This is a genomic window from Marinospirillum alkalitolerans (genome assembly GCF_045055655.1).
In the GTDB taxonomy this organism is placed as follows: Bacteria; Pseudomonadota; Gammaproteobacteria; order Pseudomonadales; family Halomonadaceae; genus Marinospirillum; species Marinospirillum alkalitolerans.
In genome coordinates this window covers 1-22,031 of record NZ_JBANFI010000010.1, presented here as the reverse complement: position 1 = coordinate 22,031, position 22,031 = coordinate 1, and the positions used below count along the sequence as shown (strand labels likewise).

General features: G+C 56.0%; 21 protein-coding genes. 14 read left to right on the top strand and 7 right to left on the bottom strand.

Going from position 1 to position 22,031, the window contains the following annotated elements; translation table 11 throughout:
- Positions 1 to 26: 26 nt before the first annotated feature.
- Positions 27 to 1,004 (top strand): TAXI family TRAP transporter solute-binding subunit, encoded by a 978-nt coding sequence (locus V6U78_RS12265; protein ID WP_405341403.1) that lies wholly within the window; start codon positions 27 to 29, stop codon positions 1,002 to 1,004.
- Between the two features lie 171 nt (positions 1,005 to 1,175).
- Positions 1,176 to 3,755 (top strand): TRAP transporter permease, encoded by a 2,580-nt coding sequence (locus tag V6U78_RS12260; RefSeq protein ID WP_405341344.1) that lies wholly within the window; start codon positions 1,176 to 1,178, stop codon positions 3,753 to 3,755.
- A gap of 82 nt (positions 3,756 to 3,837) precedes the next feature.
- On the opposite strand, the gene bioA is transcribed toward V6U78_RS12260, so the two are convergent.
- Positions 3,838 to 5,175, bottom strand: a complete 1,338-nt coding sequence (gene bioA, locus V6U78_RS12255; RefSeq protein WP_405341341.1) for an adenosylmethionine--8-amino-7-oxononanoate transaminase — start codon at positions 5,173 to 5,175, stop codon at positions 3,838 to 3,840.
- A gap of 131 nt (positions 5,176 to 5,306) precedes the next feature.
- Between bioA and bioF the strand changes: the two genes are divergently transcribed.
- From bioF to V6U78_RS12230, 5 genes are all read left to right on the top strand, one after another.
- Positions 5,307 to 6,470 (top strand): 8-amino-7-oxononanoate synthase, encoded by a 1,164-nt coding sequence (bioF, locus tag V6U78_RS12250; RefSeq protein WP_405341338.1) that lies wholly within the window; start codon positions 5,307 to 5,309, stop codon positions 6,468 to 6,470.
- Positions 6,436 to 7,200: a hypothetical protein gene (locus V6U78_RS12245; protein ID WP_405341335.1), complete on the top strand. Its 765-nt coding sequence runs from the start codon at positions 6,436 to 6,438 to the stop codon at positions 7,198 to 7,200. Before bioF ends, V6U78_RS12245 begins: the two co-directional genes overlap by 35 nt.
- Positions 7,191 to 8,051 carry a methyltransferase domain-containing protein gene (locus V6U78_RS12240; protein ID WP_405341332.1) on the top strand — a complete coding sequence of 287 codons (861 nt, stop codon included), beginning with the start codon at positions 7,191 to 7,193 and terminating at the stop codon, positions 8,049 to 8,051. Before V6U78_RS12245 ends, V6U78_RS12240 begins: the two co-directional genes overlap by 10 nt.
- A 12-nt stretch (positions 8,052 to 8,063) precedes the next feature.
- Positions 8,064 to 8,792 (top strand): dethiobiotin synthase, encoded by a 729-nt coding sequence (gene bioD / locus V6U78_RS12235; protein WP_405341329.1) that lies wholly within the window; start codon positions 8,064 to 8,066, stop codon positions 8,790 to 8,792.
- 102 nt (positions 8,793 to 8,894) lie between these two features.
- Positions 8,895 to 9,230, top strand: coding sequence for a zinc ribbon domain-containing protein YjdM (locus V6U78_RS12230; protein ID WP_405341326.1), 336 nt, complete (start codon positions 8,895 to 8,897; stop codon positions 9,228 to 9,230).
- A gap of 30 nt (positions 9,231 to 9,260) precedes the next feature.
- Here the strand turns inward: V6U78_RS12230 and phrB are convergent, their stop codons facing one another.
- The 3 genes from phrB to V6U78_RS12215 form a co-directional block, all read right to left on the bottom strand.
- Complete coding sequence (phrB, locus tag V6U78_RS12225) at positions 9,261 to 10,706, bottom strand: deoxyribodipyrimidine photo-lyase (protein ID WP_405341324.1); 1,446 nt, start codon at positions 10,704 to 10,706, stop codon at positions 9,261 to 9,263.
- Between the two features lie 28 nt (positions 10,707 to 10,734).
- Complete coding sequence (locus V6U78_RS12220; RefSeq protein ID WP_405341321.1) at positions 10,735 to 11,586, bottom strand: MerR family transcriptional regulator; 852 nt, start codon at positions 11,584 to 11,586, stop codon at positions 10,735 to 10,737.
- Positions 11,587 to 11,664: 78 nt separating this feature from the next.
- On the bottom strand, positions 11,665 to 12,696 hold the full coding sequence (locus V6U78_RS12215; RefSeq protein ID WP_405341318.1) for an NAD(P)/FAD-dependent oxidoreductase: 1,032 nt from the start codon (positions 12,694 to 12,696) through the stop codon (positions 11,665 to 11,667).
- 156 nt (positions 12,697 to 12,852) lie between these two features.
- On the opposite strand from V6U78_RS12215, the gene V6U78_RS12210 reads away from it, so the two are divergent.
- Positions 12,853 to 13,740, top strand: coding sequence for a TIGR01777 family oxidoreductase (locus tag V6U78_RS12210; RefSeq protein ID WP_405341315.1), 888 nt, complete (start codon positions 12,853 to 12,855; stop codon positions 13,738 to 13,740).
- A gap of 93 nt (positions 13,741 to 13,833) precedes the next feature.
- On the opposite strand, the gene rapA is transcribed toward V6U78_RS12210, so the two are convergent.
- Both rapA and V6U78_RS12200 read right to left on the bottom strand, forming a co-directional pair.
- Positions 13,834 to 16,770: an RNA polymerase-associated protein RapA gene (gene rapA, locus V6U78_RS12205; RefSeq protein WP_405341312.1), complete on the bottom strand. Its 2,937-nt coding sequence runs from the start codon at positions 16,768 to 16,770 to the stop codon at positions 13,834 to 13,836.
- A gap of 128 nt (positions 16,771 to 16,898) precedes the next feature.
- Entirely contained in the window at positions 16,899 to 17,207 is a 309-nt protein-coding gene (locus V6U78_RS12200; protein ID WP_405341309.1) for a hypothetical protein, read from the bottom strand.
- Positions 17,208 to 17,427: 220 nt separating this feature from the next.
- On the opposite strand from V6U78_RS12200, the gene V6U78_RS12195 reads away from it, so the two are divergent.
- The 6 genes from V6U78_RS12195 (at position 17,428) to V6U78_RS12170 (ending at position 21,642) form a co-directional block, all read left to right on the top strand.
- Positions 17,428 to 17,697 carry a type B 50S ribosomal protein L31 gene (locus tag V6U78_RS12195; RefSeq protein ID WP_405341306.1) on the top strand — a complete coding sequence of 90 codons (270 nt, stop codon included), beginning with the start codon at positions 17,428 to 17,430 and terminating at the stop codon, positions 17,695 to 17,697.
- Between the two features lie 2 nt (positions 17,698 to 17,699).
- The gene (gene ykgO / locus V6U78_RS12190) at positions 17,700 to 17,840 is read left to right on the top strand and encodes a type B 50S ribosomal protein L36 (RefSeq protein WP_405341303.1); all 141 of its coding nucleotides are present in this window, start codon (positions 17,700 to 17,702) and stop codon (positions 17,838 to 17,840) included.
- 154 nt (positions 17,841 to 17,994) lie between these two features.
- Positions 17,995 to 19,245: a TonB-dependent receptor gene (locus V6U78_RS12185; protein WP_405341300.1), complete on the top strand. Its 1,251-nt coding sequence runs from the start codon at positions 17,995 to 17,997 to the stop codon at positions 19,243 to 19,245.
- Between the two features lie 115 nt (positions 19,246 to 19,360).
- On the top strand, positions 19,361 to 20,275 hold the full coding sequence (locus V6U78_RS12180; RefSeq protein ID WP_405341297.1) for a metal ABC transporter substrate-binding protein: 915 nt from the start codon (positions 19,361 to 19,363) through the stop codon (positions 20,273 to 20,275).
- Positions 20,262 to 20,849 carry an ATP-binding cassette domain-containing protein gene (locus tag V6U78_RS12175; protein ID WP_405341294.1) on the top strand — a complete coding sequence of 196 codons (588 nt, stop codon included), beginning with the start codon at positions 20,262 to 20,264 and terminating at the stop codon, positions 20,847 to 20,849. Before V6U78_RS12180 ends, V6U78_RS12175 begins: the two co-directional genes overlap by 14 nt.
- Positions 20,839 to 21,642 carry a metal ABC transporter permease gene (locus V6U78_RS12170; RefSeq protein ID WP_405341291.1) on the top strand — a complete coding sequence of 268 codons (804 nt, stop codon included), beginning with the start codon at positions 20,839 to 20,841 and terminating at the stop codon, positions 21,640 to 21,642. The genes V6U78_RS12175 and V6U78_RS12170 overlap by 11 nt, the downstream gene beginning before the upstream one ends.
- Here the strand turns inward: V6U78_RS12170 and V6U78_RS12165 are convergent.
- Positions 21,639 to 21,827, bottom strand: a complete 189-nt coding sequence (locus V6U78_RS12165; protein ID WP_405341288.1) for a hypothetical protein — start codon at positions 21,825 to 21,827, stop codon at positions 21,639 to 21,641. The genes V6U78_RS12170 and V6U78_RS12165 overlap by 4 nt on opposite strands.
- Positions 21,828 to 22,031 lie beyond the last annotated feature (204 nt).

Sequence of the window (22,031 nt, the reverse complement as noted above, 5' to 3'; positions counted from 1 at the left end):
GAATTAACCGAGGAGAACCTCCCATGATGAAAGGAAAAACCCTTGCATGGGCTCTATGCGCCACCCTGGCAGGCGTTAGCTTGACTGGTGGACAAGCTGTTGCGAATGATCGTTTTATGACCATTGGTACCGGCGGGCAAACAGGCGTCTATTATGCCGCAGGTCAGTCCATTTGTCGTTTTGTTAATCGGACCAGCAGTGATCACGGACTTCGTTGTAATGCCCCTTCTAGTGGTGGCGGGATTGCCAATTTGAATGGTATTCGTTCCGGCGAGTACAATTTTGGTGTGATGCAGTCTGACCACCAGTATAAGGCATTGAATGGCCTGCCTCCTTTTGAGGCTCAGGGTGCCATGCCTGAACTGCGCTCAGTGTTTTCTATCCAGAGCGAAGTCTTTACCGTTCTGGCACGCCGTGATGCCAATATCAACAGCCTAGAAGACCTCCAGGGTAAGCGCGTCAATCTGGGCAACCCAGGCTCAGGCCAGCGTGACACCTTAGAAGAGATCATGGCCGAGCAGGGCTGGACACGTCGTACCTTCTCCCTCGCCACTGAGCTGCGCCCCGCTGAACAAGCCAGCGCCCTGAACGATAACAACATTGATGTGATGACCTACTTCGTTGGTCACCCCAATGGTGCGATCCAAGAAGCCACCACCACCGTGGATGCGGTCTTTGTCCCCATCACTGGCCCAGCGATCGACCGTCTGCTCGCAGAGCGCAGCTACTTCACCTATGCCGAAATTCCCGGTGGTGTCTACCGTGGCAATGACGAGCCGACCCCTTCTATTGGTGGCCGCGCGGTACTTTCCACCACCACAGCCACCGATCCAGAAGTGGTGTATCAGCTGGTGAAATCGGTCTTTGACAACATTGATCGCTTCCGCCGCTTGCATCCAGCCTTTGCCGATCTTTCTGAGCAGGAAATGATCCAATCTGGCTTGTCTGCACCGCTGCACGAAGGTGCTGCCCGCTACTACCGTGAGCGTGGCTGGATCGAATAAGCCTTTCACGCCAAGTTCACCTTGGCACTGTAAAAGCAGGTTACAGCCACAAGCTGAGCCTGCTTTTTGTATTTCCATTGACTGGGCGGCTGCTCAGTTTGTGCCTTTTCGGGCTGCCAAGGCGACTTCTTGATCAGAAGTCGATTTTATTGATGACTACAGGTGCGCACCATGCCTGAAAAAAATATTTCTGTTAAAGAGCTCCTCGAGCAAGATACAGGTGGCCGTCAGCTTGAAGGGCTGATGGCCAAAACCCTGGCCGGTATTGCTCTTGCTTGGTCTTGCTTCCAGCTCTGGATTGCTTCTCCACTGCCTTTTTTACTCGGTTTTGGCACTTTTAATGACACCCAGTCTCGCGCCATCCACCTGACTTTTGCCCTGCTGCTGGCGTTCATGGCCTACCCGGCCTTTAAAACTTCACCTAGACAAAAGGTCCCCTATGCTGATCTGGCACTGGCGTTGATTGCGGCAGCCACTTCAGCTTATTTATTTATCTTTTATCAACAACTGGCGCTCAGACCCAGCAACCTGACTTTTGAAGATATTCTGGTGGCCTGTATCGGCATCCCTCTGCTGTTAGAAGCCACACGGCGAGCGCTGGGCTTACCTCTGACCATCATCGCGCTGATTTTTCTGATCTACAGCTTGGCTGGCCCCTATATGCCGGGCTTTCTGGCCCACCGTGGTGTCAGCCTGGCTGCGCTGGCCAACCACCAGTGGATCACCGCAGAAGGGGTCTTTGGTATCGCGCTGGGGGTCTCGACCAGTTTTGTCTTTCTGTTCGTGCTCTTTGGTGCACTTTTAGAGCGTGCGGGCGCAGGGCACTACTTTATTCAGCTGGCCTTTAGTCTTCTAGGGCACTATCGTGGTGGTCCAGCCAAGGCGGCTGTCGTGGCCTCTGGTTTTACTGGCATTATCTCCGGCTCTTCCATTGCCAATGTGGTCACCACCGGTACCTTTACCATCCCGATGATGAAAAAGGTGGGGTTTTCTGCCAACAAGGCCGGAGCGGTAGAAGTGGGTTCTTCGGTCAATGGGCAAATCATGCCACCGGTCATGGGCGCGGCGGCCTTCCTGATGGTCGAATATGTCGGCATTCCCTATGTTGAGATCATCAAGCACGCCTTCTTACCCGCGGTCATTTCTTATATCGCGCTGATTTATATCGTCCACCTTGAGGCGATGAAAATGGGCATGCAGCCAATCGGCCAGCGCACGCCCAAGCCCTGGCTGATCCGCATCACCGGCTTTGCCTTTGGTGCCGCACTAATCAGTGGTTTATCTCTCGCGGTTTACTATGGTTTGGGTTGGCTCAAACCCCTGATGGGTGACTTCTCACTCTTTGGCGTTGCGCTGCTGTTGATCGCCGTCTATCTCGGCCTGCTAAAAGTCGCCGTGAGCCAGCCAGTTCTGGAGCCTGAAGATCCCAACAAGCCACTGGAATCCCTGCCGGATGCGCGTCAGGTTTTCCTCTCAGGCCTGCACTTCTTGCTGCCTGTGGTGGTATTGGTCTGGTGTCTGATGGTGGAGCGCCTCTCCCCTGGCCTCTCGGCCTTCTGGGGCAGCGTGATTCTGATCTTTATTCTGCTGACTCAGCGCCCCCTGCTCAGCTGGATGCGCCGCAGCAGCGCCCATCCGCATGATCATGGCGGCGTTGTCGATGGCATCATCGATCTGCGTGAAGGTCTGATTGGTGGTGCGCGCAATATGATCGGTATCGGTATTGCCACCGCCACAGCGGGCATTATCGTCGGCGCCGTATCCCAGACAGGCGTCGGGCTGGTGCTCTCGGATCTGGTCGAGTTTCTCTCGATGGGCAACTTGATGCTGATGCTGATTTTAACCGCCCTCTTCAGCCTGATTCTTGGTCTCGGCCTGCCGACCACCGCGAACTATATTGTGGTTTCAAGCCTGATGGTGCCGGTCATTGTGACGCTTGGTCAGCAGCATGGCCTGATCGTGCCTTTAATCGCTGTGCACCTGTTTGTCTTCTACTTCGGGATTATGGCCGATGTCACGCCTCCTGTTGGTCTGGCCTCCTTTGCCGCAGCAGCCATCTCGCGAGGTGATCCCATCTTCACTGGCGCTCAGGCCTTCTATTACAGTCTGCGCACCGTGATCCTGCCCTTCCTGTTTATCTTCAACACCGATCTGCTGTTGATCGATGTGGGCTTCTGGCATGGGATCCTGGTGTTTATCACCGCCACCCTAGCGATGCTGGTGTTTTCTGCCGCGACACAAAACTGGTTCTTGGTCAAAAATCGCTGGTACGAAACCCTGTTGCTGCTATTGGTGGCCTTTATGCTCTTCCGCCCCGGCTATTGGATGGATAAGATCCATGAGCCTTACGAAGACTTTGATCCGATTGAGCTGGTCGAAGTGATTCAGCAGGTGGATGCAGAAAGCGTGCTGCGTTTACGCATTGCCGGTGAGGATGCCTTTGGTGATCTGCGTGAATTTGTTGTCTTGCTGCCTGTCCCCAAGGGCGATGAAGTGGATCAACGCCTAGAAAAACTTGGGCTGGAGCTGTTTGAAGACAATGGCCAGATGATGATTGATAACGTGGCCTTTGGTAGCTTAGCCGCTGATCTGGGACTGGAGTTTGACCAGCGCATCATCGCGTTAAGTGCGCCAACGGATCGCTGGACCAAAGAATGGATCTGGGTTCCTGCTCTTGGGCTGTTCCTGCTGGTCGTCCTGCTACAAAGACGCCGCCGCACCCTCTCTGAGCCGAACCTGGCAACCGCCTAGTCGCTGCAAAGAGGGGCATCCAGCCAGCCAGAACCTTCGGGTTCTGGCTTTTTTGTGGCTCAGGGCGCGGGGCTTAAGGCAGTCAAGGTGCTGTCGCGACTGCAGAAGCGGTCGGAGCATAAACCTGCTCAATCACCTGCACCAGACTGGCTGTCAGCTGCGTAAGATCCCCAGCTGACATCACATAGGGTGGCATCATATAGATCAGCCTGTTAAATGGCCGAATCCAGATCCCCGCCTCGACACAAGCTGGCTGCAAGCGCGCCATCTCCACCGGCTGATGCATTTGTACAACACCGATGCCGCCTAAAACTCGCACCTGGGCAACCGCAGGATGGCCGACCAAGGGAGCCAATCCCGCCTTTAATCCGGCTTCTAAACCTGCGACCTGTTGCGCCCAGTCATTTTCTAATAAGAGATCCAAACTGGCGCAGGCCACCCGACATGCCAGCGGATTCGCCATAAAAGTGGGGCCGTGCATTAATCCACCTGCCTCGCCCTGACTGATGGTGAGGGCGATATCACGCCGTGTCAGTGTCGCGGCCAGCGTCATATAACCGCCCGTCAGCGCCTTGCCCACGCACATCAGATCCGGCTCGATCCCAGCCATCTCACAAGCGAAGAGATGCCCCGTGCGCCCAAAACCTGTGGCAATTTCATCCGCGATCAGCAGCACATCATAAGCATCACAGAGCCAGCGCGCCTGACGCAGGTACTCAGGATGATAAAAGTACATGCCGCCTGCACCCTGAACCACTGGCTCAAGAATCAAGGCGGCCAGTTGATGATGCTGGTTTTGCAGCAGCTGCTCTAAAGGTGCGAGGGCTTCTTCCTGCCAAACCTCGCCATAGGCCAGGCTCGGGCGGGGCACAAACACCTGCTCTGGCAACCCAGCGCGAAACAAGCGATGCATACCCTGCTGCGGATCACAGACCGACATGGCACCCAGCGTATCCCCGTGATAGCCACCCAAGAGTGCAGCCACCTTGGTTTTCTCTTTCAAGCCACGCGCTTGCTGGTACTGCACTGCCATTTTGAGCGCCACTTCCACCGAGACCGACCCTGAATCGGCAATAAAGACCTGATCCAGACTTGGTGGTGTCAAGGCGACCAGCCGCCGTCCGAGCTCAACCGCAGGCTGGTGTGTCAGCCCACCAAACATCACATGACTCATCTGACTGATTTGGCTCTGCAAGGCGGCATCCAGCTGCGGATGCTGATAGCCATGAATGGCGGACCACCAAGAAGACATGCCATCCAGCAGCACCCGCCCATCTTCCAAATAGAGGCGCACACCCTCTGCACGCGCGACAGGCCAGACTTGGGCTGGCTGGGCCATCGAACTATAGGGATGCCAGAGATGATCCCGATCAAAAGCCGTCTCGGCTTCAGTCCATTTGATTCCTGCTGGTAAAGACATATCCCCTCCTCTCGTTCACCCTTCTCCTGCTAGGGTAAAACAAAACGCCCTATTGTAAACCAAAATTTATTGACAGGTTGACAAGACAGCTTATGATGACCGCTCGCCTGAATGCCTGATGAGAGAACACCATGTGGTCACAGCGCCTGCGCCTCGCCTTAGACAAACGACAAGAGCAGCACTTGATGCGCCACTGTACGGCTTATCAATCCGCGCAGGGCATCGAGCTGATCGAGGCGCAGGGTCGGCGTCTGATCAACTTCTCCAGCAATGATTACCTTGGCCTCGCTGCCGATGGTGCAGGGCTGGCCACAGCCGCTCAGCGCTGGGGGATGGGCAGTGGCGCATCCCATCTGGTGTGCGGCCATAGCCAAGCGCATGCAGATTTAGAAGCCGCCTTGGCAGCGTTGACAGGCTACCCCAGTGCGCGTCTTTTTTCGACTGGCTATATGGCCAATCTCGGCGTCATCAGTGCGCTGCTCCAACGCGGTGATCGCCTGCTGCAAGATAAGCTGAATCATGCCTCCTTGCTTGATGCCGGCCTGCTCAGTCGTGCAACCTGCCAGCGCTATGCACATTTAGATCTGGCCCAGCTCCGTCAGCGCTTGACCCAACCACTGGCCGCTCCACATCTCCAACTGGTCGCGACCGATAGCGTCTTCAGTATGGATGGTGATCAAGCCGATCTCGCCGCGCTCAGCCAGCTCTGCCAAGCCCATGAAGCCTGGTTGATGGTTGATGATGCGCACGGTCTGGGCGTACTGGGTCAAGGAAGGGGCGCGCGGGCTCACTGGCAGCTCAGCCCCGAACACCTCCCTGTCTATATGGGCACACTGGGGAAAGCCCTCGGTGGTTTTGGTGCTTTTGTCGCAGGCGATGCAGAGCTGATCGACTACCTGACCCAGTTCAGCCGCAGTCTGATCTATACCACTGCGCTGCCTCCAGCGCTGGCCGAGGCCATGCTCATGCAGCTGCCTGAGCTGATCAACCCCCAGCGTCAGGCCGCCTTGCAAGCCAATATTCAACTCTGGCACGCATTAACACCAACCCTGCCGGTGCTGCCCTCAGCCACGCCGATTCAGCCACTGCTGGTGGGATCAAGTGCACGCGCCTTGGCGATCAGTGAACATCTGCGCCAACAAGGCTTTTTAGTGGTGGCGATTCGGCCACCCACCGTGCCAGCAGGACAGGCACGGCTCAGAATCACGCTCACCGCCGCCCATCAGGCAGAACACATCACCCAACTCGTGGAGGCGCTCCATGCTGCGCTGGATCACAACCCGCCCTCAGCCTGACGGCTCGGCTTCAGCCCTGCCCTGCTTTATCTGGCTGCCTGGCTGGAGCTTTATGCCTGAGGTGTTTTTGCCTTGGATCAAGCAGCTTCCTGGCGAACACTGGGGGCTGGATTGGCAACGCCAGCCACCTCAGCAGCAAGCAGCTGAACAGGAGTTTGCCCAGCTGGTGGCAAGGCTTCTGGCGCACCCTGTCGCCCAAAGAGCCACGCAGTGGATCGGCTGGTCGCTGGGAGGATGGGTTGGAGAAGGTGTTTTTGCACAGGGCGGCCTGGCACCACAAGCCCAGCTGATCACGCTGGGCAGCACGCTCGATTTTGCCGCGCCTGAATTGGATCTGGCCGCTTTTCAAGCCCAGTTTGCTGCGCACCCCCAACGCAGCCTGGCTTATTTTGCTCGCCTCTGCTGCCAAGGGGCGCCTCAAGCCCTGCATCAGCGCCAGCAACTGATTCGCGCTCAGCTGACAGGCCAGACCGAGCAGGAGCAGGCCCAGTTAGCACTTGGGCTGGCTTGGCTCGCCAAGATTGAAACAAGCCAATGGAACCAGCCTGCAGAGCCGATTCAGCGCTGGGTGGCTGCAACGGGGAGCGATCGCCTCTGCCGTCAGCCCTTTGCGGATGCGCAGATCAGCACGAGCACCAGCCATGTTTTCTTTCTGGATCCAGCCTGGATTCAAGCCTCGACTCAGCCGTGCCACATCACTGGCGCATCAAGGATCACTCCATGCTCCTAACCTCGGCTTCACCTCCAGCCAAATCAGGTTTACTGGCGCCAAAAAAGCATCTGGCGCAGCAATTCAGCCGCGCGGCAGCCACCTATGATCAAGCGGCCAGCATTCAACAGCAGGTTGCGGCTCAGCTGCTGGAACAGCTCGGTCCGTTGACAGGCCATTGGCTCGATCTTGGCTGCGGCTCAGGGGCGAACTTCGCAGCCCTGCAAGCCGCCGGAGCGCACCAGATTACCGGCGTTGATCTGGCCGCCGGCATGCTGGATATCGCCAAATCCCGTGCCCAACCAGCCATCCAACTGGTTCAGGCCGATGCAGACCAGCTGCCTTTTGCACCAGCTCAGTTTTCCGGCATTTTCTCCAGCCTGATGCTGCAATGGAGCCACCAACCCGCACTCAGCCTGCGTCATTGGGCGGATTTACTGCAACCCGGTGGCTATCTGGCCATCGCGACCTTGCTGCCAGGCACCCAGCAGGAAATCAAACAAGCCTGGCAACAATTGGATGATCGCCCTCATGTGATGGACTTTATGCCCAGCGGCGCGCTCTACCAACTGCTCGCCCATTTGCCGCTCAGGCTCTGCAGCTGGCACACCGCCACCCTACTACAGGAATTTGATCAACTCAGTAGCCTGCTGCGCCAGCTCAAAGACATCGGTGCCACCAATACGCTACCAGGACGCGCCACAGGCTTAGGGGGGCGTCAGGCATTGCACAGGCTGGAAGAGGTTTATCCCCGCAACGCCGAAGGCCGCTTTCCACTGACCTATCAGGTTGGTTGGCTGATCGCCCAACGGCGCGCCCAGCCGCGCCAGCAAGGAGCGAGCGCGCTGGCATCTGAGATCGCCACCATCTGAAGGAGCCCAACCATGACCCGCTATTTCGTCAGCGGCACCGATACCGATGCCGGCAAAACCTGCATCAGCAGTGCGCTGTTGATCCAAGCCCAACAACAAAGACTCAGTGCTTTTGGGCTCAAGCCGATTGCCGCTGGCTATGCCTCAGCGGATGAACTGACTGCAGCTGGATTCAGCAGCCTGCCTGCAGAGGTCAATCTGGATGCCCTGCTGCTTCAGGCCACCAGCCAGCCGCGCTATGCACTGAGCCTGCATAACCCTTGGTGCTTTCAAGATCCACTTTCGCCACATCTGGCCGCACAGCGCCACGGCGTGACACTCACCCTAGAGCAGCTCACCCAAGCTTGCCTGCACAACCTAGAAACCGCTGACGCCGCTTTTAATCTGATTGAGGGGGCAGGCGGCTGGCGCGTGCCTTTTGATGCTGAACAGACGCTGGATAGGCTGGCCGTGGCTTTAGATCTTCCGGTGATTTTAGTGGTGGGTCTGCGCCTTGGATGCCTCAACCATGCCCTGTTAACCGCTCAATCCATTGCGCATTCTGGTTGCCGGCTGGCCGGCTGGGTCGCCAATCAAATCGACCCCCACCAGCAGGCGGCTGCAGAGAATATCGACTTTTTGCGCCAGCACTTTGATCGCCAAGGCGTCCCTTGCTTGGGTGTGGTGCCTCATCTGGCCGCCCTCTCTCCCCTCGAACGTGCATATCAGGCGGCCAGCTATCTGCAGTTACCGGCAGGATGACTCGCCCAACTGGTCTTTTTAGTGGTTTTCTGGCATGATCAGTGGGGTTCGGCCATCTCGCATTTCATGGATGGCCTTTTTTATTGATGAAGAGAAAAGAATATGAGCCAACTTCCGCCCTGCCCTGCTTGTGCCTCTATTTATACCTACGAAGACGGCCCACTCTTGGTCTGCCCTGAGTGTGCCCATGAATGGAACCCACAAGAAGCCAGCAGCGAAGACACCAAGGTGATCACCGATGCCCACGGCCAGCCTCTTGCCGATGGCGACACAGTGACAGTGATTAAAGACTTGAAAATCAAGGGATCTTCTTCAGTAGTGAAGGTCGGCACCAAGGTCAAAAACATCCGCTTGGTCGAGGGTGATCACGATATCGATTGCAAGATTGATGGCATAGGGGCGATGAAGCTCAAATCTGAGTTTGTCAAAAAGGCATAGCACACCCCAAAAGGGCTGGGCCACAACGGCCTAGCCCTCTTCTTTGAGAGCCTGAAAAGCCTGCATCACCCTTTGACGGGCCAGCTTCAGATCCACACACGGGGCGGGATAATCACCACCAAGCAGATTGCCTTGCCCCACCGGAGGCTGATGGATTTGCTTGGCGTGATAACCAGCCAGCTCAGGCAGATAGCGGCGGATAAACTCGCCATCTGGATCGAACTTCTGCGATTGGCTATAGGGATTAAAAATACGGAAATAGGGCGCCGCATCCACGCCCGTAGAAGCCGCCCATTGCCAACCACCATTATTGGATGCCAGATCACCATCCAGCAGCTGCGTCATAAAATAGGCCTCACCATGTCGCCAATCAATCAGCAGTTGCTTGGTCAAAAACATCGCCACCAGCATACGCAGGCGATTGTGCATCCAGCCGGTCTGATTCAACTGACGCATGGCCGCATCCACCAGCGGAAAGCCAGTGAGGCCAGCCTTCCAGGCTGCAAAATCACGCGCGACTTTTGGATTGTCCAGCGAGCGCCAAGCCAAGGCTTCGGTGGCCTGCTGAAAAGCACGACCACGGCTCACGCGGGGATAGCCTACCAGTAGATGGCGATAAAAATCGCGCCAGCCCAGTTCGCTGACCCAAGTCCCCAGGCCGCTTTTTTTGTCCCAGCACAGATCACCAGCGTGTTTGAGCGCCGCATCCAGACACTGGCGGATCGACAACGCGCCCACAGCGAGCCAGGGCGATAGACCACTGGTGCCAGCCAGTGCAGGAAAATCACGCTGCTGCTGATAATCCATCAAGCCTTGTGCACAAAAATCATCCAGCGCCTTCAAGGCGGCAGCCTCACCAGCGGCTGGCGTTGCCACCAGATCGGCTGTAGACCAGCCCCATTGTTCTAGGCTGGGGAGAGCCAAAGCCGGAGCCGGATAGGTGCGTTTTCTCGCTGAGGGGGCAGGCAAGGGAGCAGAAAGAGAGGCTTGAACGCGCAGCGCCCACTGGCGATAAAAGGGGGTAAAGACAGTGTAATAGCGCCCTTGGCCCGTCAATAACGCGCCGGGGGGCACCAGCACCTGATCCACCCATTGGGACCAACTGATGCCGTGGTGCGCCAAGGCGTCGCGCACTGCCTGATCGCGCTGACGCTCATTCCACTCATACTCTTCATGGCTATAGATCTGCTGGATCTGATGCTGACGGCAGAAGGCCACCAGCTGCGTCGGCAGCGCAGCAAAATCGGCACACTCCAGTGTCAACAGCGGGATATTCAGCTCAGCCAGCTGCGCTTGCAGCACCTTGAGATGTTGCAAGACCCAATCCACACGCCGCGCCCCCCAGCCATGCGCGCGCCATTGTTCAGGCGTCAGCACAAAGAGCGCCACCACAGGAGCATCCTGCTGGCAGGCCGCCCAGAGTGCTGCATGATCCTGCACACGTAAATCACTACGGAACCAGACAAGATGCGGCATCCAAAGCTCCTGATTAGCTCAGACGGGATTAACTCAGACGCAGGCGCTGCTGCAAATCAGCGGGCGACAGCTCGGCACAGCTTTCTAATCCTTCCACCTGACAAGCCAGCGTCAACCACTGCGGCTGATGGGCTTGAGGAGGAGGCAGCTCGATAACCAGCTCTTGTAGCTGAGCGACCTCACCCTGCACAAACACCCAACGCGGATGAAGACGCTGCACCAGCTGAAGGAGCGCGCGCCCACTAAGCGGCTGATCAAACCAGAGCACGCGAAAATCAGTATCAAGCAGGCTATGCAGTGCCAGTAAGCTCGGCCAGGGGTCCTGCTGAGAAAGGCTTGCCAGCACCAAACGCGGCCCAGTGGCCACGGCATGGCGATGGGCTAAACGCTCGCCGATGCGGGTACGCAGAAAACGTGCCAAAAAGGCACAGCTCACCTCATCTTCAGCCAAGTGTGCCAGCAGCGGTTGCCATAGATGCTGGTTCAACTGGCAGGCCGACCAGCGTGTAAACAGGTGAGCATAGTGTTGCTCAAGCGCGTCTTCATCGAGCTGTTGCACAGCACGCCGACAGCGCTGCAACCAATCCGGCCAGCCTTGATCAAGCGCCGCCGGTGGGCTGGTGGGCTGCGGCTGATCGAGCAACTCGCCTACTTGGCTGACACTGACGCCCTTTTCAAGCCATTCAAGGATACGGTGTACCCGTTCGATGTCGTCAACAGAATAGAGGCGATGCCCCTTGGGAGTGCGCTGGGGCTGGATCAAACCATAGCGTCTTTCCCAGGCGCGCAGTGTCACGGTATTCACTTGCGTAAGGCGTGATACTTCACGAATCGGATACAGCGGACCACTGTTTTCCAAAGTCTCTGGATCTCGCTGCATTCGCCTTCTCCTCAAGAATAGTCAGCCGATAAAGCGCAAAAAGGTACAGCTATTGTACAACCTCTTGGCAGGCTATTCCTAGCCCTGCTGGGCGTCGATCAATGCCTCAGCCAAAGCCCGACCAGAAAGATAGGCCCCTTCAACACCCGTACGCTGAAAATAATCACCACACAGATGCAGCCCAGCCGCCACCTCCACCTCGTGCACAGAAGACGACCAATAGGGCGATGCACACACGCTCGCCGTCAAGGCATAGAGCCAACGATGGGCCGCCAAATGAACAGGCCGTGTCAGTTGCGGCTGGCCCACCACCTGCTTCCAAAGATCAAATAAGGCCTCAGCCACCTGCGCTGGCGGGGTCTCCAGATGGGCGGCACTCCAGGCTGCATTGGCCTCTACGACCCAGAGCGCAGCATCAGTCGATTCACGCCAACTGGGCTTAGCCGTTTGGCAGGTCCAGCGCCTTAAACCCAGCTCACCCGCATCGGGGGACGGCGTGGTCTGCGCCAAGGGGGTCGCACGTGGCAGACTCGACACAGCTGGCAGGGCCGCCGAGGGATCAAGCCTGAAATAAGCCGTCCAACAGGGCTGTAGCGCAATCGAGGCCGCCTGTGCCGCCCAGGCTGGGGCCACCTTCTCGAGCAAGACAGCAGCTTGCGGGGCAGGCAACGCCAGCACCAGATGATCAAAATCTGACCAAAGGCGCTGTTGATCATCCTCCAGCCGCCAGGTCTGCTCGACACGCTCAATACGCACAATCCGGCAGCTCGGCTCAAAGGGCACTCCAGCGCTGATCTGACGCGTTAAACCACTCATACGCGGCACAGCGCACCAGCCCTGCTCTTCTGGCCAAGGCAGGACCCAGCCCTTGTCTTCCCACTCAGCCAACTGCGCCACAAAATCAGCATGTTGCGCTTGGATCACCTGCGCCCCTAAATCAAAAGGGACACCTTCTAAGCGACGGGATGACAAACGCCCACCCGTACCGCGTGCCTTATCCATTAAGGTCACCGACCAGCCAGCCGCCTGCAAACGCTCGGCACAGATCACCCCTGCCATGCCGGCACCAATCACCGCGACACGCGGAGCCGCTGTTTGTTGTTTGTTCATTCTGCTTTACCGTTGATCATCAACTATGCTGGAGACAGACCTGATCAAGAGTCTGGCTCTTGCTCGGGCGCTCAAATAAGGACAGATCACGAGAATAGCACAACTTTTGCACAAGTGTTGTATAGTGATAATCAGGTTTTCTGAAGGAGTCACCTCATGCATATTTTAATGACTGGCGGCACAGGCTTTATTGGGCATCGGCTGGCCCCCATGTTGATCGCCAAGGGCTATCAGGTCACCCTGTGGACACAACAACTCAAGCCCAAGCTTCCTCAAGGCGTCACCCAATGGGTGCATCGTCTAGAGGAACTGCCTGAGGTCTCCTATGATGCGGTGATCAATCTGGCCGGTGCGGGTATTGCCGATCAACGCTGGAGTCCTGAACGCAAGGCTTTGCTGGTGTCCTCTCGCGTGGAGACCACCCGCCGACTGGTAGAGTGGATCAAGCGTCAGGATATACCGCCGCGCGTTTTGATCTCTGCTTCAGCGGTTGGCTACTATGGTGAACAGGGCGAGCAGTTGATTACTGAAGACACGCCTCCAGTGGATGGCTTCACCCATCAGTTGTGCGCGCAGTGGGAGGCCGCCGCGCAGCAAGCCGCATCAACGTCAACACGGGTCTGCCTTGTGCGTACCGGCGTCGTTCTCGGGCAGGGAGGGGGTTCGATGAAGAAGATGTTGCCTGCGTTTCGCTTTGGCTTGGGCGGGCCGCTGGGATCAGGACAGCATTGGTTTCCGTGGATTCATCTTGAGGATATGGCCCGCATCTATTTATGGCTGCTCGAACAGCCTCAGGCACAGGGTGTTTACAATGCAGCGGCACCTGTCCCAGTGCGCAATGTCGATTTCACCCGCGCACTCGGCAAAGCCTTAAAACGCCCAGCTTGGATTCCTATGCCAGAGAAGGTCTTGCACCTGCTGTTTGGCGAGATGGCGGAGCTGCTACTGGTGAGCGCCAAGATGCAGCCTCAGCGCTTGCAAAAAGAAGGTTTTGATTTTCGCTATCCGCAACTACCAGAAGCCTTACAAGAAATCTGCGATTAAGTGCAAGGCTCAGGTCGCCAACCTTTCCAGATACGGAACAATGCAGGGCACTATCACAGTGCCCCTTTTCTTCACCAGTGCCCCTTTTCTTGTCTAGTCGGCTGGACCAGACGCCACAATCACCCGTACGGCATCCAGACGCAGCAAGGCATGGTTCAAGGCCTGATCTAACTGCTGACGCTGCTGATGCAGCCAATCCAGCTCACCACGAGCCAGGTGCGGGTCCAGCTGACTGAGCGCCTCTAGGCGTGCCACTTCAGGATCAAGCACAGCGCGCATACGGGTCTGCGCGGTTTCAATTTCGGTGGGTAAGCGGGCCAAGGCCAGCTGATCCGCCTGATCCAGCAACTGGCGAATCAGATCAAGACGCAGCTTCACAAGATCACGCGCCATGCCCTTCTTCAGCCTGAATAGCTGACGACTCAAGCCCTTAAAGCCAACCTTCGCGGCCAGATCATTGCCCTGCGCATCCAGCAGGAAGCGGACGCTTTGCGGCGGCAAATAGCGCTCCAGACCTTCCGTTTTCGGTGCTTCTAAGCAGTAGAAGGCTTCGATCAGCAAGGTGCCCGCAGGCAGCGCCGGATTCTTTAACAGGGCAACGGCAGCGTTACCTTGACTGGTGGTGGTCGCCGCATCAAGGCAGTTACGCGTCAGCGGATGTTCCCAAGTCAAAAAGTGCAGATCATCCCGTGCCAGCGCTTTCGAGCGTAAGAAGGTGCCAGAATTCCCTTCCTCCAAATCAAAATGCACATCATGGAAAATACCAGTATCGGACTCCCGCCCTGGCTTCAGATACCAGGTATGGCTATCCAGATCCTCGTTATGCACACGGTACACATCCAGCGCGATTTCAAGATAGTGGCGCAGGGCCTGATCCATCTCTTGATCATCCAAGGCCGTGACCAACTCTTGGCTGACCGCAGGACGATGCGACGCCAGCTCCAGCAGACGGTGGCGACCGGCCTCCAGCTCGATTTCTGCTGCGACACGCGCAGCTTCCACCCGCTGTAGCAGATCATCGTCATCCGGCGCGCCAAAGAGCGGTGATTCCAGCCAGGTTTGGAGTTCATCCTGAAAATCGGCAAAGAGGCTCGCCCCAACAGGGCGCGGCGCACTAAATTGATCCAAGCCTTGATGGCACCAGGCAAACCAAGCTTCTTGCGGCGTGCCGCTCAGATAGGGCACATGCAGATGGATGGTTTGGCTCTGGCCGATCCGATCGAGACGTCCGATACGCTGCTCGAGTAAATCCGGGTGGGCCGGCAGATCAAAGAGCACCAGATGATGTGCAAATTGGAAGTTACGCCCTTCACTGCCGATTTCGGAACAGATCAACAGCGGCGCACCATCCTCTTCATCGGCAAACCAGGCCGCAGCGCGATCCCGCTCGATCAGCGGCATGTCTTCATGGAAGACGGCCGCCAACACTCCCGATTGGCGGCGCAGCGCTTCGCTCAGTTCGAGCACGGTATCCGCATGCGCACAGATCACCAGCAGCTTGTCATCAGGATACTGGGCCAGCAACTCCAGCACGCAAGTCACACGCGGATCGATCTCCCACCAGGGAGCCGCATCGCGCTGCTGTACGGCATACAAGCGCTCAGGATAAAGACCTGCATAGGGCCAAGCCTGACCACTGAGGGCTTCAGCCATCATCTGTTTATGGGGTTGATCATACTGACTGAGCAGCTGTTGGTAGCCCTCTGGAGCCTCATAGGGATAAGCATGGAGCAGGCGCTCAGGAAAGCCACCCACACTGGCACGACGATTACGGAATAAAACTCGCCCAGTACCATAGCGATCCAGCAGTTGCTCGATCAGCTGCTGACGCGCTGAATCGCGTTGCGCATCGCTGGTTTCTGGATGCTCCAACAGCGCCAATAAAGCCAGACTATCTGCGGCAAGGCGCGTTTCTAAATCGGCTCGCTCAGTCGAGGAAAGAGGCTGTTGATCGGCCAAGCGCTGAATGGCCTCCGCGCTGGCTCGGTAGCCCTCTTCTTCTTGCTGAAACTGTTCGAAATCTGGATAGCGTGCTGGATCCAACAGGTGCAACTGCGCAAAGAATCCAGCTTGGCCTGCCTGCTCAGGCGTGGCCGTCAATAACAACAGGCCAGGAATCTGCTGCGCCAACTGGGCAACCTGCTGATACTCTGCACTGGGCGCATCGGGTGACCAATGGAGATGATGGGCTTCATCGACGATCAATAGATCCCAGCTTTCCTGCGCAGCCTGCTCCAAAGCAGCCGGTGTGCCGAGTAGCCAATGACGACTGACCAACGCAATCTGCGCATCAGCAAAGGGGGCCTCAGTGGCCGCAGCCCGATCCGCATCCACCAACGTGACGGGCAGACCAAAGCGACGCAGCAGCTCAACTAACCACTGGTGGCACAGGCTACCTGGCACCAGAATCAACGCCCGCTGAGCACGGCCAGTAATCAGCTGCTGGTGCAGGATCAAGCCAGCTTCAATGGTTTTTCCCAGGCCAACCTCATCCGCAAGCAACACACGTGGGGCTAAACGCCGCCCGACTTCATGCGCGATATACAGCTGGTGCGGGATCAGGCCAACGCGCGGGCCACGCAGGCCACGCAAGGGATCTTGCGCCAAACGTGTTTGCGCCTGACGACTGAGCGCGCGCAGATAAAACTCATTATTACGATCTAACTGGCCGGTCATCAGCTTTTCACGCGGACCTTGGAGCTGCATAGCCGCATCAATCTGCGTTTCAGGGAGTTCGATCCACTCACCAAGACTGTTTTCACCTAAATAGATGAATAAACCATCAACTTCCTTCGTGTCTTCAACCTTCAGCGTCCAGCCGTCCTGATGGGTAATCTGATCCCCCTCGCTGAACATCACCCGTGTCAGCGGTGCACTCGAAGTAGCATAGACACGGGTTTCGCCCGAACTGAGGAAAAGGAGTGTGACACTACGGGGATCACATTGGAGGATGGTACCGAGACCCAGTTCCACTTCAGCATCACTGATCCAACGCTGACCTAGGGCAAAAGAAGGGGTGTTGCGCGACATCAACTCACCTCTGGCGAAGACAGAAAAGGGCGCTATCTTAGCGGATTGCGCCCTCTGTCCCAAGGTGTTTCTGGTGCGAAGGCCAGATCAGTAATAGTCAGATCAACGCTGACCTATCTTAATTGGATTCATTGCCTGAAAAAGAACCAGCCCAGCAGTGCCGCCAAAGCATAAACCTGCCCCCTCACCAGCAGCACACCCAGCCAAAAAGGACCGGGGATCAAGTCCTGCACCACATCGGGATAGATGGCCATCCACAACCACATGCCAGCCAAGGCACAGCCCAAAATAAAGGCCAGTAGGCTATAGAGTTTGGCCTTGTTTGTCCCTGAATCTGTACCCATAGCGCACATCGCCGCCCAAAAACCAAAGGCTGGGAGCAAGCCTAGTATGGCTAAAAAACGCAATAAGAAATCAGCAATAAACAAAAAGATCATGTGACTAGCCTTGCCTGTTTTTTCATTGAATGGGGCAAGAAGGTTTAACCCTGCCTGTGAAGGCCTAACCTTTTAGATGAGCCACTTGGTTTCGTCAATTTTATTCGCCCATGATGCGTAAGGAGTCACAAGAATGATGGCGGGGTCAAAAAGCTTTACTCACAAACGATAATGAGTTTCAATAGCTTCTCTTTAGAGATGATATAACATTGAGGTCATTATGAAGAAAGGCATTCATCCCGAGTATGGCAAGGTTGTTTTTCGTGATACCAGTTGCGGCAAGATGTTTTTAATTGGCTCCACCTGCACCTCTCAAGAGACGATCGTCTGGGAGGATGGCCACACCTACCCATTGATTAACTTAGACGTTTCCAGTGCATCACACCCGATTTACACCGGTGAGCAGCGCCAAGCAAAAGCTGAAGGACGCGTTGCTGGCTTTCAACAGCGTTTTGCCAAGCGCAGTCTAACAAAGTCGAAGGGGGTCTGAGCATGCAAGTACTGAGTTCATTAAAAACAGCCAAAAAGCGTCATCCTGATTGTCAGGTCATCAAACGTCGTGGTCGCTTGTATGTGATTTGTAAAAGTAACCCTCGCTTTAAAGCACGACAGGGCAAGGTCAAAAAACGCTGATTGAGAACCGCGTGCCCTTGAGGATGCGGAGCAGGTGACCTGCTGCAGTGCTTCTACTGGGCACTGCCGCTTGACGCCTTTATATGGCTCTGACAGAATCCCCAGCCTGTTACGATATAACATATTGCTTTTAACCAAAAGCTGAGGAAAAACAATGCAAAAGTTTGCTTCAAAAATCGCTGCAGCCGCAGTGGCGGCCAGCTTGGCCGTACCAGCACTTGCAGCTGAGAACCAGCTCGATCTACGCGTCTCATTGATTTTAGAAGGTATTTACTTCAATGAACTCAGGCATGGAAACGCGAGCCCAGCTGGATTTGGTGGCGAACATCACCACCATCATGGACATGGACACAGTCATAGCCACGGGCACGACCACAGTCATGGTTTAGAAGAAGGGTTTAGCTTGGGGCATTCAGAGCTCTCCTTTGAGGCCAGCTTGGGCGAACTGCTAGATGGTTTTTTAATGCTAGGGTTTGATCGCCACCATATTGAAGTGGAAGAAGCCTATCTCACAACACGCAGCTTGCCTGCTGGCTTTCAGCTCAAAGGGGGGCAATTCCTATCCGGTATAGGTTATATCAACAGCCGCCACAGCCATGACTGGGACTTCGTGGATCGCCCCTTGGTCAATGAATACCTCTTTGGTGATCATGGCCTGCAAGAAACTGGGCTTCAGGCAACCTGGCTGGCTCCGAGTGACACCTATACACTCGTTGGGGTGGAACTACTGCAAGGAGCAGGTGATCGCTTTGATCGCTTTGATGAAGGTCGGGTGGATCAAAAATCGGGGCCACGCCTGACAACGGCCTTCCTGAAAGTAGGGCCTGACTGGGGTGCTGATCATGCAGCACAATTTGGCCTATCCGCCGGTTATGCTCGCCAGTATGTCGTTTTTGATGATCACGGCAACCATGCCCACTCTAAAGAGGGTGATAGCTGGTTTGCAGGCGCAGATGCAGTCTATAAATACTCAGCTGGTCGTAGTCATGGCCACGGGGATGTTCGTATTGCTGCCGAATACTACTATGTGAGCCGCAGCCTGACCCACTACCGACAAGGTCATGATGACTCTTGGTCGCAGCGTAATAGCGATACTGAAAAGCAGGATGGCTTCTATGTAGAGGCAGTTTATGGCGTGGCACCGCGCTGGGAGCTAGGTGCAAGAGCAGAAGCCTTAGGCATCACCAATGAGATGCTGACAGGCCATTTTAACCGCATTCATTCTTTGGACACCTCCTACCGCTACTCGGGTCAAATCACCTTCCGTCCCGCTGAGCCCATCTTCCTGCGCGCTCAGGTGAACCATAACGATTTTGCTGATGAGGATGGCCACAGTGATAAAGGCTGGGGACTGATGCTGCAGGTGAATGTGGCACTAGGTGCGCATGGTGCACACACCTTTTAAACCTCTCGGCATCTTTCAATCTGCTTGAATATGAACAGACGGCAACAAGGTCATTGGGGACAGGCTGTCCCCTTTTTTACTAAATTTCTCGCCCTCACCGATGCAAGGAGGTGATATGTACAAGAGATGCTGGCGTAAAAGATGCTGGCTCAATAGCCTGCTGCTGATTGGTGGACTCTTGCTGGTTTCAACCAGTTGGGCCAGCCATTTTCGTGTGGTCGCAACCACTTCAACACTGGGCATGCTCGTTGAAGAAATCGGTGGAGATCTCGTACAGGTCAGAGTACTGGCAGCACCGGATCGGGATGCACATCACCTGGATGCTCGCCCCAGTTTTATGGCAGCGGTACGCCGTGCCGATCTGTTGATTGAAATGGGGGCGGGACTGGAAGAAGGTTGGCTACCAGCCGTCACAGCGAATGCGGCCAACCCGAGGGTGAACTACGGTCGCCCAGGGCATTTACGCGCTTCAGATTTCACAGGCCTGCGCCCTTCTATCACAGTCGAAGGTCCGAACTCTGGGCACGTACATGAAGAAGGTAATCCACACTTTAATATTGATCCCTATCGCATGGCACGCATCGCTCAGGTCATCGGGCGACGGCTAGGGTTTTTCTTCCCAGATCAAGCGGATGAGCTAGAAGCCCGTGCGGAAGCGCTAGGACAGCAGTTGCGCGACCACGCACAAGCCTTGGCTGAACAGGTCAAACCTGATCAACAGTTCATTGTTTATCACGAAGATCTGGATTATCTAGAAGCTTGGCTACCGGTGAAGAGTGTCGGTTATTTAGAACCCATCCCCGGCTTGCCGCCCACTTCAGCGCATCTGCGCCAATTGGTGCGTCACTTCGAGGGCCAACAAGGCAGAGTACTCTATGCCAGTTATCAGCCTTCACGCGGTGCACGCTTTTTAGAGCAGCATCTAGGATGGCCAAGCTTTGCGTTACCGCTGGACCCACCGCTTGGCAGTGGATTGCAAGGTTATCTCGATCTGATGACTCAGTGGGCTGAAGCTTTTGAATACCAGTAAGCAGACTTATCTTCAGCTCGATCAACTGCGACTGGGTTATCAGCGGCCCTTGCTGGAACCCATCAGCTGGTCGTTACAGGCCGGTGAGCGCTGGGCATTGAATGGACCGAATGGCAGTGGCAAGTCGCTGCTTTTGAAAACCCTCAGTGATCAACTCACCCCCATAGGCGGTGAATGCCTCTGGAGCCAAGGTGTGCGCTGGGTATTTCTAGCACAAGAGCATCAGCGTCCTGCACTCTGGCCACTCAAGGGTCACGATTGGTTGCAGGCAATGGGGATTCAGCCTGGTCACTTGCCTTTGATAGAACACCTGCTCAATCAACGTCTAGATCAACTCAGTGGCGGCCAATGGCAGTTGCTACGTCTGGCCTCAGTGCTGGCTGCAGGTGCCGAGGTCATTCTTTTGGATGAACCTAGTAATCATTTGGATGCCAAAGTCCGCAGCCAAAGTCTGACCTTGCTCTCCCAGCTCCAGCCTCACCAAAGCCTATTGATGGCCAGTCATGATCAAGACTTTATTCAGGCCAGTGGTGCCCAACCCCTGACGATAGAGGAACTAACGCATGTTGACTGAAGCTCTAGACAGCCTGCTGCTTTGGCCTTTCGTGGGTGGTGTATTGATGTCTCTGCTGCTAGGGCTAGGTGGTGCCGCCTTTTTTCTACGCGGCTCAGCCTGGCAAGGCCTAGCACTGGCCCAAGGCGCATCAACCGGTGGCTTGGTTGCGAGTGTATTAGTCTGGCCTTTGGTGCCCACGGCGCTAGGGTGTGCAGCGATCCTGATGGGCGTGTTACAGCGCTACCAAGATCAGGAGCGCCTCGCCTTGGTGATCTTTGTGCTGGCTCTGGCCACTTCGACTCTGCTCGCCAGTCATTTCTCTCAGGCCAGTTTGGCGGCTGCTCGCTGGACAGAAGGCCAGGTCTATTTTCTGACTCTGAATGACCTTCTCTGGATACTCACCCTGGCCCTCATTAGCCTGTTACTGCTTCCCTGGCTTTACCGCATCTGGTTATGGAGCCAACTTGGTGTGCATCAGCGCCAGCAAAAGCTCATCAACCGCTGCGGCCGTCTGGTCGATCTAGGCTGGCGTCTGATGCTGGTGGTCCTCGGCAGCATGACGCTTGGCTTACCCGCAGCCTTGGCTTGTCTGCTGCTACCCGCTTGGACAGCCGCCTTGCTGGCACGGGGCTACAACCACTTTCTGCTGCTCAGTAGTCTGCTCAGCGGGCTAGCGTTTCTGGTGGCTTGGGTCCTCGCGCTGATCTGGGACCAACCCTTTGCACCTGTGCTCGTGGTGGTGGCCGTTATTCAAGCGCTGGTGGTTTATGCTCTGCAACGTTATAGACGCAGCACTGAGCCAAGTTCTTAACAGCCACCTTGCTTCTGCCAGCGTTGCAGCCAATCTTCTGCTGGCTCTGGGCGGCCATAAAGATAACCCTGATCCCGGTGGTGATGCTCAACAGTATGCACTACCAAGTGCTTAAGAGCTTGGCTGAGGGTCGAGGCAAAAATGCCTGTCGGAGCGTAAGTGAGTTTGGCAGGTCCAGACAGCACTATGTCGGCGTCCTTAAAGTTTACGCTCCTCTTTTAAACTGGCTTACGCGCACCACGAACCCGGCCCTGTATCTTTGTGACGGGGACATACCAACGACCTTAGCTGGTTGGTATGAATGCAAGGCTTACTTGCGAGCTTTGGACAATCTTGTTCGAGTTTTGGCTATTGTCGCGCCTGACATTGATCTCAACTCTGAAAGCTAA

Coding starts and splice junctions, on each gene's coding strand:
- bioF (WP_405341338.1), top strand. CDS start 5,307: ATGTGGTCACAGCGCCTGCGCCTCGCCTTAGACAAACGACAAGAGCAG.
- phrB (WP_405341324.1), bottom strand. CDS start 10,706: ATGCCGCATCTTGTCTGGTTCCGTAGTGATTTACGTGTGCAGGATCAT.
- V6U78_RS12230 (WP_405341326.1), top strand. CDS start 8,895: ATGAGCCAACTTCCGCCCTGCCCTGCTTGTGCCTCTATTTATACCTAC.
- bioA (WP_405341341.1), bottom strand. CDS start 5,175: ATGTCTTTACCAGCAGGAATCAAATGGACTGAAGCCGAGACGGCTTTT.
- V6U78_RS12185 (WP_405341300.1), top strand. CDS start 17,995: ATGCAAAAGTTTGCTTCAAAAATCGCTGCAGCCGCAGTGGCGGCCAGC.
- V6U78_RS12195 (WP_405341306.1), top strand. CDS start 17,428: ATGAAGAAAGGCATTCATCCCGAGTATGGCAAGGTTGTTTTTCGTGAT.
- V6U78_RS12200 (WP_405341309.1), bottom strand. CDS start 17,207: ATGATCTTTTTGTTTATTGCTGATTTCTTATTGCGTTTTTTAGCCATA.
- ykgO (WP_405341303.1), top strand. CDS start 17,700: ATGCAAGTACTGAGTTCATTAAAAACAGCCAAAAAGCGTCATCCTGAT.
- V6U78_RS12265 (WP_405341403.1), top strand. CDS start 27: ATGAAAGGAAAAACCCTTGCATGGGCTCTATGCGCCACCCTGGCAGGC.
- V6U78_RS12245 (WP_405341335.1), top strand. CDS start 6,436: ATGCTGCGCTGGATCACAACCCGCCCTCAGCCTGACGGCTCGGCTTCA.
- rapA (WP_405341312.1), bottom strand. CDS start 16,770: ATGTCGCGCAACACCCCTTCTTTTGCCCTAGGTCAGCGTTGGATCAGT.
- V6U78_RS12210 (WP_405341315.1), top strand. CDS start 12,853: ATGCATATTTTAATGACTGGCGGCACAGGCTTTATTGGGCATCGGCTG.
- V6U78_RS12215 (WP_405341318.1), bottom strand. CDS start 12,696: ATGAACAAACAACAAACAGCGGCTCCGCGTGTCGCGGTGATTGGTGCC.
- V6U78_RS12170 (WP_405341291.1), top strand. CDS start 20,839: ATGTTGACTGAAGCTCTAGACAGCCTGCTGCTTTGGCCTTTCGTGGGT.
- V6U78_RS12180 (WP_405341297.1), top strand. CDS start 19,361: ATGTACAAGAGATGCTGGCGTAAAAGATGCTGGCTCAATAGCCTGCTG.
- bioD (WP_405341329.1), top strand. CDS start 8,064: ATGACCCGCTATTTCGTCAGCGGCACCGATACCGATGCCGGCAAAACC.
- V6U78_RS12220 (WP_405341321.1), bottom strand. CDS start 11,586: ATGCAGCGAGATCCAGAGACTTTGGAAAACAGTGGTCCGCTGTATCCG.
- V6U78_RS12240 (WP_405341332.1), top strand. CDS start 7,191: ATGCTCCTAACCTCGGCTTCACCTCCAGCCAAATCAGGTTTACTGGCG.
- V6U78_RS12260 (WP_405341344.1), top strand. CDS start 1,176: ATGCCTGAAAAAAATATTTCTGTTAAAGAGCTCCTCGAGCAAGATACA.